Annotated in this window: 8 protein-coding genes; all 8 read right to left on the reverse strand. The window is 64.8% G+C overall.

From position 1 onward, the window contains the following. Positions 1 to 2: 2 nt before the first annotated feature. Positions 3 to 1,361 (reverse strand): 2-hydroxyacyl-CoA dehydratase, encoded by a 1,359-nt coding sequence (locus tag RCI06_RS06510; RefSeq protein WP_306575111.1) that lies wholly within the window; start codon positions 1,359 to 1,361, stop codon positions 3 to 5. Then, positions 1,345 to 4,311: an acyl-CoA dehydratase activase-related protein gene (locus tag RCI06_RS06515; RefSeq protein WP_306575113.1), complete on the reverse strand. Its 2,967-nt coding sequence runs from the start codon at positions 4,309 to 4,311 to the stop codon at positions 1,345 to 1,347. Before RCI06_RS06515 ends, RCI06_RS06510 begins: the two co-directional genes overlap by 17 nt. A 283-nt stretch (positions 4,312 to 4,594) precedes the next feature. Then, complete coding sequence (locus RCI06_RS06520; protein WP_306575114.1) at positions 4,595 to 6,829, reverse strand: bifunctional diguanylate cyclase/phosphodiesterase; 2,235 nt, start codon at positions 6,827 to 6,829, stop codon at positions 4,595 to 4,597. A gap of 156 nt (positions 6,830 to 6,985) precedes the next feature. Further along, the gene (locus RCI06_RS06525) at positions 6,986 to 7,609 is read right to left on the reverse strand and encodes a V-type ATP synthase subunit D (RefSeq protein WP_101553100.1); all 624 of its coding nucleotides are present in this window, start codon (positions 7,607 to 7,609) and stop codon (positions 6,986 to 6,988) included. Between the two features lie 27 nt (positions 7,610 to 7,636). Then, on the reverse strand, positions 7,637 to 9,043 hold the full coding sequence (locus RCI06_RS06530; RefSeq protein WP_101553101.1) for a V-type ATP synthase subunit B: 1,407 nt from the start codon (positions 9,041 to 9,043) through the stop codon (positions 7,637 to 7,639). 14 nt (positions 9,044 to 9,057) lie between these two features. After that, complete coding sequence (locus RCI06_RS06535; protein WP_306575116.1) at positions 9,058 to 10,815, reverse strand: V-type ATP synthase subunit A; 1,758 nt, start codon at positions 10,813 to 10,815, stop codon at positions 9,058 to 9,060. A 17-nt stretch (positions 10,816 to 10,832) separates the two neighbouring features. Further along, entirely contained in the window at positions 10,833 to 11,432 is a 600-nt protein-coding gene (locus tag RCI06_RS06540) for a V-type ATP synthase subunit E (protein WP_306575119.1), read from the reverse strand. 33 nt (positions 11,433 to 11,465) lie between these two features. After that, on the reverse strand, positions 11,466 to 11,774 hold the full coding sequence (locus tag RCI06_RS06545) for a V-type ATP synthase subunit F (protein ID WP_101553104.1): 309 nt from the start codon (positions 11,772 to 11,774) through the stop codon (positions 11,466 to 11,468). Positions 11,775 to 12,148 lie beyond the last annotated feature (374 nt).

The raw sequence follows: 12,148 nt of genomic DNA on the forward strand, positions 1-12,148 counted from the left end.
TGTTATTCATGCAGGGAATTGCTGAAAAACCCGGAGGAGACGGCGGGCTCGCCGCCGTATTCCTCCTCGTGCCGCGGCAGCGGCACCTCGCGCGCCGCGTGCTGCCCGGCGATCGAGGCGGCGTTGGCCAGCATCAGCTTGATGCGGTTCTCCTGGTTGATCTTGGTGGCGCCCGGGTCGTAGTCGACCGCCACGATGTTCGAATCGGGGTTGCGCGCCTTGATGATGCGCATCATCCCCTTGCCCACGATGTGATTGGGCAGGCAGCCGAACGGCTGGGTGCAGACGATGTTGCCCACCCCCTGCTCGATCAGCTCGAGCATTTCGGCCGTCAGCAGCCAGCCCTCGCCCATTTTGACGCCATGGCTAATATAGCCCCGGACCAATTCCACCGTATGCGGAAAATAGCCCCCCGGCCGGAAGGTGCCCTCCCGGGTGACCGCCTCGATGACGTCCTTCTGCTTTTTGCAGAGCATGTCGTAGACCTTGCGGAAGACGAGCGTCTTCCAGAAGCCGCCCGCCCCGTAGAGCTTGTGGTCGTTGAGCTGGTTGTAGACGCAGTAGAGGCAGAAATCGAGCAGCCCCGGCACGACGACCTCCGCCCCCTCGGAGAGGAGAAAATCCTCGAGGTTGTTGTTGCCGAGGGGGGAGAACTTCACATAGATCTCCCCCACCACGCCGACCAGCACCTTCTCCTCCGTTTTGCGGGGGAGGGCCGCGAAGTCGGCGACGATCGCGTCGTAGTTGCGGCGCACCGCCCGGTAGCTCAGGGGGCCGCGCCCCTTCATCTCGTCGGTCAGCCGGTTCGCCCAGCGGTCGACGAGCGCGTCGGTGACGCCCGCCTCCGTCTCGTAGGGACGGCACTGGTTGGCCAGCAGCATGAGCAGGTCGCCGTAGGTCATCGCGTAAAAGATGCGGTCCAGCATCATCGGCGTGAGGGAAAAGCCCGGGTTTTTCTCCATCCCGTTGGCCGAGAGGGAGACGACCGGCACGAATCCGTAGCCGCTTTTTTTCAGCGCCTTGCGCAGCAGGTGGATGTAGTTGGACGCGCGGCAGCCGCCGCCCGTCTGGGTGATGAGCAGCGCCACCTTGTGCACGTCCCACCTGCCCGATTCGAGCGCGTCGATCATCTGGCCGATGACGAGCAGCGCCGGGTAGCAGGTGTCGTTATGTACGTTGCGCAGACCGCTGTCCACCACCCGCTGGCCGCTGTTCTCCAAAAGCTCCGCCCGGTAGCCGTACTCCCGCAGGATGTTGAGCATCAGCTTAAAGTGCACCGGGAGCATGGTGGGCACGAGGATCGTATAGTCGCGCTTCATCTCTTTGGTAAAGAGGACGCGTTCGTCATTTTGTAGCTGCATGGCTGCGTTCCCTTTCTTCCACCGCCTCGAGCAGGCTGCGGATACGGATTCTGACCGCGCCGAGATTGGTGATCTCGTCGATCTTGAGCTGGGTGCAGAGCTTGCCGCCCGCCTCCAGGATGTCGCGGACCTCGTCGGTCGTGATCGCGTCGATGCCGCACCCGAAGGAGACCAGCTGCACCAGCTCCATGTCCGGCTGGGCGGTCACATATTTGGCGGCGTTGTAGAGGCGCGCATGGTAGGTCCACTGGTTGAGCACGTGCACCTTCACCGGCTCCACCAGGTCGGCCACACAGTCCTCGCTGACGACCACGATGCCGAAGGAGGCGATCAGCCGGTCGATGCCGTGGTTGATCTCCGGGTCGATGTGGTAGGGCCTGCCCGAGAGCACCACGATCTTTCTGCCCTGCTCCCGCGCCCAGGCGATCGCGCGGCGGCCCTCCGCCTTCACCGCCTTCATCCAGTCGTCGTAGGCCGCATAGGCGGTCCGGGCGGCCTCCCGCACCTCCCGCAGCGTCAGGTCGGGATAGACGGCGCGCAGGTTGTGAAAGAGCTTGTCGGCGAACTTGGCGGGGCGGTGGATGCCCACATGGGGGTAGAGGAAGTGCACGCCCGGCTCGGAAAGCTCCGACACGTTCGCGCGCAGCAGCTCGGGGTAGTAGGCGACCACCGGGCAGTTGTAGTGGTTGTCGCCCTTCTCCTCGTCAAAATTGTAGGTCATGCAGGGGTAGAAGATCGTCGTGACGCCCTGTTCCAGCAGGTCGGCGATGTGGCCGTGCATCAGCTTGGCGGGATAGCAGACGGTATCCGACGGGATGGAAAACTGCCCCTTGATGTAGGTCTCGCGGGTGGAGACGCCGCTCGTCACCACCTCGAAGCCGAGGGCGGTGAGGAAGGCGTGCCAGAAGGGGAGGTTCTCAAGCATGTTGAGTCCGAGGGGGACGCCGATTTTGCCGCGCCTGCCGGGCAGGGGCTTAAGCGCCTCAAGCTGCTCGAGCTTCCAGGCGAAGAGGTTGGGCAGCGGCTCCGCCGCCTCCCGGCCGAGCGGACGTTCGCAGCGGTTGCCGGAAATGAATTTCTTGCCGCCGCCGAAGGTGTTGACGGTGAGGTTGCAGTGGTTGCCGCACAGGCCGCAGGTGACCGATTTGGAGGCGTGGCGGAAGCTCTCGAGCTCCTTTGCCGAGATGAGCGACGACTCCGGCAGCGCCAGCTCCCGCGCGTAGAGCGCGGCGCCGTAGGCGCCCATCAGCCCGGCGATGGCCGGGCGCACCACGTCGTGGCCGATCTCCCGCTCAAAGCTGCGGAGCACCGCGTCGTTTAAGAAGGTGCCCCCCTGCACGACGATGCTCTGCCCGAGCTCCTCGGCGGAGTGGGCGCGGATGACCTTGTAGATCGCGTTCTTGACGACCGAAATGGATATTCCCGCGGAAATATCCTCGACGCCCGCGCCCTCCTTCTGCGCCTGCTTGACCGACGAGTTCATGAAAACGGTGCAGCGGCTGCCAAGGTCGACGGGGTATCTGGCAAAGAGGCCGAGCTTGGCGAACTCCTCGACGCTGTAGCCCATCGACTGGGCAAAGGTGCCGATAAACGACCCGCACCCGGAGGAGCAGGCCTCGTTGAGCATGATCGAATCGATCGCGTTGTCGCGGACCTTGAAGCATTTGATGTCCTGCCCGCCGATGTCGAGGATAAAGTCGACGCTGGGGTCGAAGAAGCGCGCCGCCTTGAAGTGGGCCATCGTCTCGACGAGGCCCGCGTCGATCGAAAAGGCGTTTTTCACAAGGTCCTCGCCGTAGCCGGTGGCCGCGCTGCCGCGGACCGTCACCCGGTCCCCGCAGCGGGCGCGGATCTTGACGAGCTGCTCCCGGATGATCTCGACGGGGTTGCCCCTGTTCGCGCTGTAGTAGTCGTAGAGGATGCGCCCGTCCTCCGCCATCAGCACGAGCTTGGTCGTCGTGCTGCCGCAGTCGACGCCGAGGTAGGCGTCCCCCTCGTAGGCGTCGAGGTCGGCGCGGCCGACCGACGCCTTCCCGTGGCGGTTCAAAAACGCCGCGTAGTCGTCCGCGTTCTCGAAGAGCGGCTCGAGGTAACGCGCCGCGTGGCTTTCGCTGGCCGCGGCCTCGAGCCTGCCGACGAGCTCCTCATAGGTCATCGGCTGGCCCGTCTTTTCGGCGAAGAGGGCGCTTCCCAGCGCCACCGCGTAGCGGCCCATGTCGGGAAAGACGGCGTTTTCATGCGAGAGGCCGAGCGAACGGACGAACTCCCGCTGGAGGCCCTTGAAATAGTAGAGCGGGCCGCCCAAAAAGAGCACCTTGCCGGTGATCCGCCGCCCCTGCGCGAGGCCGGTGATCGTCTGGTCGACGACCGCCTTGAAGATCGAGGCGGCGATGTCCTCCTTGCGGGCGCCCTGGTTTAAGAGCGGCTGGATGTCGCTTTTGGCGAAGACGCCGCACCGCGAGGCGATCGTATAGAGCTTTTCGCTGCCGAGGCTGAGCGTGTCGAGCTGTTCGGGGGTCACGTCGAGCAGGGTCGCCATCTGGTCGATGAAGGCGCCGGTGCCGCCCGCGCAGGAGCCGTTCATCCGCTCCTCGAGCCCGCCGGTGAAGAAGATGATCTTCGCGTCCTCGCCGCCCAATTCGATCACGCAGTCGGTGTCGGGGGCGTAGGACTTGACCACCTCGCCGGTGGCGAAGACCTCCTGGATGAAGGGCAGGCCCGCCGCCTTGGCGACCCCGAGCCCCGCCGAGCCGGAGAGCGCGACGGTGAGCTCCCCGCCGCCGATGACGTCCTTCGCCATGCGGATGAGCTCGAGCGTCTTGGGCCGCACCTGCGACATGTGGCGTTCGTACTGCTGGTAGACGACGTCGCCGTTCTTCACGATGATGATTTTAACCGTGGTGGAGCCGATGTCGATCCCCATCGTCATCCGCGCCGGAATCCGTTCCATATAGAGCACCTCACTCTGGCCCCTGCGGGGCCGATCAGACCGGCGGCGGCCGCACAAACCCACGGCCGTCCCGGGAAGGGGCAAATTGCCCCATATTAGTATAGTTTGCTATGCCTCATCTTAACACGAATTGAGCGAACAGTCAATTTGCGTAAACGGCGAAATCCTGACTTTTCAGGAAAGATTTGAGAAAACGGGCCCCGCGCCCGATCCTTTTGGCGATTCTGTCGAAAAAAGCAAAAAAAGGACGGGCCCCGCCGCCATGCGGCGGGGCCCGTCCGATTCAGTCGTTCTTATTTTGCGGGCGCCGCAGCCGTTCAAACTCCCCGGCGGGCATCGGCCGGGCGAAATAGTAGCCCTGCACCACGTCGCACCCGATCGAGGTGAGAAAGTCCACCTGCCCGGCCGTCTCGACCCCCTCGGCCACCACCTGGATGTCCAGCTTGCGGGCGAGGTCGGCCACCTCGGCGATCACCGTGCGCCCGCGGGCGTTGTCCGCGTCCCCCGCGAAGAACGCCCGGTCGAGCTTGAGCACGTCGACCGGCAGCCGCCGCAGCAGGTTGAGGGAGGAGTAGCCGCTGCCGAAGTCGTCCATCGATACCAAAAAGCCCGCGTCGTGCAGCTCCCCGATGATGCCGGTCAGCCGCCCGATGTTCTCGAAGTCGAGCACGCTCGTCTCGGTGATCTCCAGCTCGATCAGCCCGGGGGGCACCCCGTACTCCCGCGCGGCGGCGCACACCTTGCCGACAAAGCCGGGGTCGTGCAGGTTGACGCGGGAGACGTTGACCGACACCGGGATCTCGGGCAGGCCCTCGTCCGCCCATCCGCGGAGCATGCGGCAGGTCTCCCGCAGCACGAACGCGTCGATCTGGACGACGAACCCGTCCCGCTCAAAGAGGGGGATGAAATCGTTGGGCGGCACCAGCCCCACCCCCGGGCGGTTCCAGCGCACGAGGGATTCCGCGCCGACGATCTCCCGCGTGGAGGCGCTGTATTTGGGCTGGAGGTAGACCTCGAACTCGCCCTTCTCGAGCGCCGAGGCCATCGCGTCCTCGATCTGCTTCTCCCGCAGGATCCGGTCGCGCACCGCGTGGTCGTAGAAGGCGACCGTCGTGCGGCTGTCGTCCTTGCCCGACTTGCGCGCGATGCTCGCGCGGTCGCTCATCAGGCTGACGTCCGTCTCCTGCGGGCCGACCCGGTAGACCCCGAAGGAGAGGGTGAGGGTGTATCGCTGTCCGGGCGGGTTGATCTGCCCGCCGATCTCCGTCAGCCGCCGGACGATCTCCTCGTCGGGCGCCGCGTGCAGCAGCAGGTCGAAGGTGTCCGCCGACACCCGCGCGAAAAGCTCCCCCTCCCGCACGGAGCGGGAAAGGATCCCCCAGATCTGCCCGAGCAGCTCGTTGCCCGTGCCGTGCCCGAACATGTCGTTGAAGACCTTGAATTTGTCGATGTCAAAGGAGACCATCACATATTCCGCCGCGCCGCCGACAACCTCCCTGGCCGCGCGGATGAACCCGTTCCAGTTGTACCCGCCGGTGACCGGGTCGGTGAAGGCGATCCGCTCGAGCTCCCGCCGGCGGCTGTTCTGCATGAAGAGGATGTATCCGAACAGCCCGATGAGCACCGTGACCGTGACGACGCACACCACGAGGGTGAGCATGGTGAGGTAGACGGACTTCCTGGCGGCCACGTGGCCGGACACCGCCGAAAGCACATACCAGCCGTTGACCCCGATCGGCGTGTAGGAGAGGTAGCGGCGCTCCCCGTCGCGGAAATACTCCTCCACGCCGCTGTCGCCCGAGGACATCCGCCGGCGCATCCGCCCGAGCTCCTCGTCGGGGAGCATGCGGCCCTCCTCCATGCGGTCAAAGATGTTGGACATCCCCTGCTCGCTCTCGGGGTTGTCCGGATGGACCAGCACGTCGCCCCCGGCGTTGGTGAGATAGGAGTAGCCCGCCCCCTCGAACATCCGCACGTTGATGACCGACGCGAAGGCGTCGGCCGCGTTGGTGGCGAAGAGCACCGCCTCCGCCCTCCCACCGCGCAGGATGGGGGTGGCGTAGACGTAGATCGGCTCGCCGTCGGCGTAGTCGGTCAGCTCCTTGGAGATCACCGTCTCGCCGTCCATCGCCCGCAGGAAGTAGCCGCGCCCGCCCAGGTCCATCTCCACGCTGTCGGTGGTGTGCGCGGTGCCGTCGGGGGTGATGAGCCCCATCCGCTTGAAGCTGGTGCTCTCGACCTCCTCGCAGAGCACCCGCGTCACCCCGTCGATATCCAGTTCGGGCTGCGCGCCCACAAAGCGGGAGACCGCCTCGAGCATCTGCATGTCCTTTTCGATCCGCATCGCGATGTTCCCCGCACTCTGGCGGGCGACCTCGCGCAGCCCCGAGAGGGTCTCCTCACGCAGCGTGCCGGTCACACTGCGCATATAGAGCGCGGCGCACAGGACCATCGTGGCCGCCGCAACGGCCATGACCACCGCCGTGCGCACAGCCGTACGCTTCCGCTCCCTGAACACGCTGCCACCCCCATCGGTCTCCATTCTGCGGGACCTGTCGATCCCTGATGTGCTTATGTTACCATACGGCGCGGCGTTTGCCAATACCCGCGGGCCTGTAAAATCCGGATTCTCCAAAGAAAACCCCCTCCGCCGGACATGCGGCGGAGGGGGTTTTTATGCCTCCTGCTGTTTTTTGGCCTTGATGACCTTGAGTCGTGAAAACTCCTCGCGGTCCTTTTCCTCGAGCGCGTCCGTGATGAACTTCGCCGTCTCCTCGTAGCGCGGGATCACGATGTTTTCCAGCGCGTTCGCACGGCGCTGCGTCTTGCGGATGGCGTTGGCCAGCCGGTAGACGCTGTTCTCCACCTCCGCCAGAAGCGCGGTCACGCGTTTGGCCTTCTGGAAGCAGACATAGGCGTAGTCGAGCCTCGAGTTGGTGCGGTCGAGCCCGTAGCACATGCGGATCTCGCTCTCCGCCAGCCGCACGTTGGGGATCTCCACCCCCATGACGCTGCGGTAGGTGATCGTCACGCCGTCGTCCACCGGGACGGCCATCGCCGTCTCCTGCACCATGCCCAGCGTCACGTTGGCTTCCTGAAGGGCCTCGTAGGCCTCGCGGTAGGTCGAGCTGATCTCCCCGCGCAGGGATTTGACCTTGTCGATCAGCAGCATCATCTCCCGGATGAGGATGTTGCGCTTGCGGTCGAGCAGTTCAAAGCCCAGCGTGGACAGCGACAGCGACTTCTGGATCGCCATCAGGCTGCCCTTGGTGGGCGTCACGCCCAGTACGTTTGCCATCCGCCGTCACTCCTTTCCCCGCCGGGGCTACTCCTTCGGCGCGCCGAATTTCTGCACGGCCTGTTCCGGCCGGTAAAATTTGTCGAGCGTCTCCCGGTCGACCCGGTCGAGCTCCTCGCGCGGCAGCAGCGAGAGCAGCAGCCACCCGAGGTCGAGCGTCTCGCCGATTTCGCGGTTTTCCCGCGCGCCCTGGCAGACGAAATGCTCCTCGAACATGCGGCCGAAATACATATATTTCTGGTCGACCTCCGAGAGCTCCTCCTCGCCGATGACGCTCGCGAGCGCCCGCGCGTCCTGCACCCGGGCGTAGGAGGCGAAAAGCTGGTTGGAGCAGTCGGAGTGGTCGGCGCGGGTGAACCCTTCGCCGATGCCGTCCTTCATCAGGCGGGAGAGGGAGGGCAGCACCGAGACGGGCGGATAGACCCCCGTCTGGTCGAGCTGCCGGTCGAGCACGATCTGCCCCTCGGTGATATAGCCGGTCAGGTCGGGGACCGGATGGGTGATGTCGTCGTTGGGCATCGTGAGGATGGGCACCTGCGTGACCGAGCCGGGGCTTCCCTCAATGATCCCCGCCCGCTCGTAGAGGGAGGCGAGGTCGGAGTAGAGGTAGCCGGGGAAGCCCTTGCGCCCCGGGATCTCCCCCTTGGAGGAGGAAAACTCGCGCAGCGCCTCGCAGTAGGCGGTGACGTCGGTCATGACGACGAGCACGTGCATGCCGTGCTCGAAGGCGAGGTACTCCGCCACGGTCAGCGCGCAGCGGGGGGTGAGGATGCGTTCGATGATCGGGTCGTTGGAGAGGTTCAGGAACATGACGACCCGCTCCATGACCCCCGACTCCTCGAAGGAGCGGCGGAAATAGTCGGCCACGTCGTTCTTGGCGCCCATCGCGGCAAAGACGATGACGAAGTTCTGTTCGTCGGTGCCCGACAGCCGCGCCTGCCGCACCATCTGGACGGCGAGCTTGTTGTGGCTCATGCCGCTGCCCGAAAAGATCGGCAGCTTCTGGCCGCGGATGAGGGTGGCCAGCCCGTCGATCGTCGAGATGCCGGTGTTGATGTAGTTGCGCGGGTAGACGCGCTCGACGGGATTCATCGGCTTGCCGTTGATGTCCGCCGCGCGCTCGCAGAAGATTTCTCCCAGCCCGTCGATCGGGCGGCCGGAGCCGTTGAAGGTGCGCCCGAGCACCTCGAGGGAAAGGGGCATCTCCATCGGATGCCCGAGCAGGGTGGTGCGGGTGTTTTCGAGGGAGAGCCCGCGGGTCCCCTCGAACACCTGGATGACCGCCCGGTCGCCGTCGATCTCGACGACGCGGCCGAAGCGCGTCTCGCCCGAATCGAGTTTCAGGGAGACCATCTCCTCGAACGCCACCTTCGGCACCCGGTCGAGCGCCACCAGCGGGCCGTTGATTTCGCTGAGCCCCACAAACTGAAGCATATTCCGGCCCTCCTTTACAGCTGGTTGAGCCCGGCGAGCTTGTCGTCGATCTCTTTATAGTAGTTGTCGAACAGTTCGAGATGCGCGTTGGGGATCTCGTACTTGATCTTCACGAGCGAATCGATCAGCCCCGAATCGGTGATCTCGGAGATCGGGATCCCCTTGGCGATGACCGCCGAAGCCTTGTCGTAGAAGTAGAGGATGACCTGCATCATCATGAGCTGCTTGGGCAGCGGCACGTAGGTGTCGTCCCGGTGGTAGGCGTTCTGCTGGAGCAGCCCGACGCGGATGAGCCGCGCGACCTCCATGATGAGCTTTTGGTCGTCGGGGAGGACGTCCTCGCCGATCAGCTTGACGATCTCGTTGAGCTTCGCCTCCTCGAGCAGCACGGTGGAAATCCGCTGGCGGCAGGGGAGGAAGTCGCGGGAGATGTTTTTGGCGTACCAGGGGGCGAGGTCGTCGAGATATTCGCTGTAGCTCGAAGTCCAGTTGATGGCGGGATAGTGGCGCGCGTAGGCAAGCGCCTTGTCGAGCGCCCAGAAGCAGCGGACGAACCGCTTGGTGTTCTGGGTGACCGGCTCGGAGAAGTCGGCGCCCTGCGGCGAGACCGCCCCGATGATCGTGACCGAGCCCTCGGTGCCGTTCAGATTTTCCATATACCCGGCGCGCTCATAGAACTGGGAGATGCGGCTGGGCAGGTAGGCGGGGAAGCCCTCCTCGGCGGGCATCTCCTCGAGGCGTCCAGAGATCTCCCGCAGCGCCTCCGCCCAGCGGGAGGTGGAGTCCGCCATGACCGCCACATGGTAGCCCATGTCGCGGTAGTATTCCGCCAGCGTGATGCCGGTGTAGATCGACGCCTCGCGCGCCGCGACCGGCATGTTGGAGGTGTTGGCGATCAGCACGGTGCGGTCGGTCAGCGGCTTGCCGGATTTGGGGTCGGTGAGCTCGCCGAACTCCTTGAGCACCTGGGTCATCTCGTTGCCGCGCTCGCCGCAGCCGATATAGACGATGATGTCCGCGTCGCTCCATTTGGCGAGCTGGTGCTGGGTCATCGTCTTGCCGGTGCCGAAGCCGCCCGGGATGGCGGCGGTGCCGCCCTTGGCGATCGGGAAGAGGGTGTCGATGATCCGCTGCCCGGTGATGAGCGGCCGTTCGATCGGCAGGCGCTCGGCCACCGGGCGGGTCTGGCGGATCGGCCACTTGTGCGCGAGCGTCAGCTCGTGGTCGGTCCCCCGCGCGTCCCGCAGCACGACGAGCGGCTCAAGCACCGTATAGTCCCCGTCCGGACGGGCGGACACGACGGTTCCGTCGAGCCCGGGCGGCACCATCGAGCGGTGCTCGATGATCGACGTCTCGGGGCAGGCGGCAAAGACGTCGCCGCCCTTGAGGCGGTCGCCCTCCTTCACCTTCAGGGTGACCGGCCATTTCTTTTCCACGTCGAGGGCGGGCATGTCGCTGCCCTCGGGGATAAACGCGCCCGACGTTTTTGCGATCTCCTTGAGCGGGCGTTCGATGCCGTCAAAGATGTTCGAGAGGATGCCCGGGCCGAGGGTGGCGCAGAGCGGCCCGCCCGTGCCGGTGACCGGCTCGCCGGGGCGCATGCCGGTGGTGCCCTCGTAGACCTGGATGGTCGTGCGCTCGTCGGAGATGTTGATGACCTCCCCGATGAGGCGGCTGTTCCCGACAAAGACCATCTCCTGCATCTCAAACTGACGGGCGCCACGGACCGTCACGACCGGCCCGTTGATGGAATATACGGTATTCTTATCCAAAGCATTTCCCCCCGCCGCTAATCAAAATTGAAGTTGGAGCCGCGGTAAAACCACTCCCGCTGCCCGGCGAGCGCCGCGTCGAGGCTCAGGTCCACCTCAACCCCGCGTTCCCGGTTCACCAGTACCGCGCCGCCGAGCGAAACCGCCCCGGCGTCCGCCTCTACCGCGCAGTCCCCGTAAATTTCACGGATGCGCGGCTCGAACGCCGTGTCCTCCGGGCGCACCTTGATCGTGCTGCCCTCCAGCTTCCAGGATGCGGCCAGTTCCCTGATCTTTCCCAGGAAATACGCCTCGTACCGCTCGCTTTTCGCAAAGCTCCCGAGCTCCACGCGCGCTTCGGCGATCATCTGCGAGAGATACTGCTCCCGCTGCTTGAAAAGCTCCTTCTTGAGCGCGAGCGTTTCCCGGGAAATCTCCTTGATATTTTCCGTCTTGATCTCATCGATCTGCGCCTGGATCCTGTGGAAGCTCTCGTCAAGCAGGCGGTTTTCCTCCTGCCCGAGCGCATCCCGCTTCATCTGCTCGGCCTCCTTCAGGATCGCATCCCGCTGGGCCTGGGCGCGCTGCATGATCTCCTGTTCAAACAGCTCCAGTTTATCTTCCTGCATATCAGCCATCTGGTTTCACCTCATTTTCCGGGCGCGCGCCCTTTAGAGTTTGATGCCGATCGCCTCGCTCACATATTTTTCGATCGTCTGTGAAACGTCCCCTTCCCCGTGGCGGTCGGGGACCTCCACGATCAGCGGCCGCTTTTGGGTCAGCTTGTAGCGGTAGATGATGTTCGGGCAGGTGTTGATCAGCTTTTCCGTCATCAGCACGATCCCGATCGACGGGTCCGCCATCACCCGCCGCAGCGAAGCCAGCACCTCGTCCGCCGTGTGGATGACCTCGCCCTCAATGCCCGCGAGGCGCATCCCCATCAGCGTGTCGACGTTGTCGCTCAGCGTATAGAATTTCATCCGGGTCCCTCCCAACGGGGTTTGAATGATGCCGCCCAGCGAGCGGCCCAGCTTTCACGGGAATTGCCGCTTTCCAAGCGGCAAGAATCACGAGCGCGTTCCGCCGCGCGTCACGGGTTCCTTTTCGGACGGACGAAAAGGAACCAAAAGTCCGCCTAAGGACCCTCCGCCGGGTTCTTAGGAATCTCCGGGAGTACCTTGCCATAGCCCGCGAGCTGCCGCCGCTCCCCACGGGTACACAAGCTGAAGGCTCAATTCAAGTTGCGGACGCTCCCAACGACCGAAGCCGGATGGCTCGCCGGGGACGCACGGCGGAAAACAACGCCCGTTCCGGGCGTTCACGCGCTCTGCACGCGTGCGCGGCAAAGCCGCGC

The organism is Anaerotruncus massiliensis (ex Togo et al. 2026) (genome assembly GCF_030825285.1).
Taxonomy (GTDB): Bacteria; Bacillota; Clostridia; order Oscillospirales; family Ruminococcaceae; genus Anaerotruncus; species Anaerotruncus massiliensis.

Coding starts and splice junctions, on each gene's coding strand:
- RCI06_RS06510 (WP_306575111.1), bottom strand. CDS start 1,361: ATGCAGCTACAAAATGACGAACGCGTCCTCTTTACCAAAGAGATGAAG.
- RCI06_RS06540 (WP_306575119.1), bottom strand. CDS start 11,432: ATGGCTGATATGCAGGAAGATAAACTGGAGCTGTTTGAACAGGAGATC.
- RCI06_RS06530 (WP_101553101.1), bottom strand. CDS start 9,043: ATGCTTCAGTTTGTGGGGCTCAGCGAAATCAACGGCCCGCTGGTGGCG.
- RCI06_RS06525 (WP_101553100.1), bottom strand. CDS start 7,609: ATGGCAAACGTACTGGGCGTGACGCCCACCAAGGGCAGCCTGATGGCG.
- RCI06_RS06545 (WP_101553104.1), bottom strand. CDS start 11,774: ATGAAATTCTATACGCTGAGCGACAACGTCGACACGCTGATGGGGATG.
- RCI06_RS06515 (WP_306575113.1), bottom strand. CDS start 4,311: ATGGAACGGATTCCGGCGCGGATGACGATGGGGATCGACATCGGCTCC.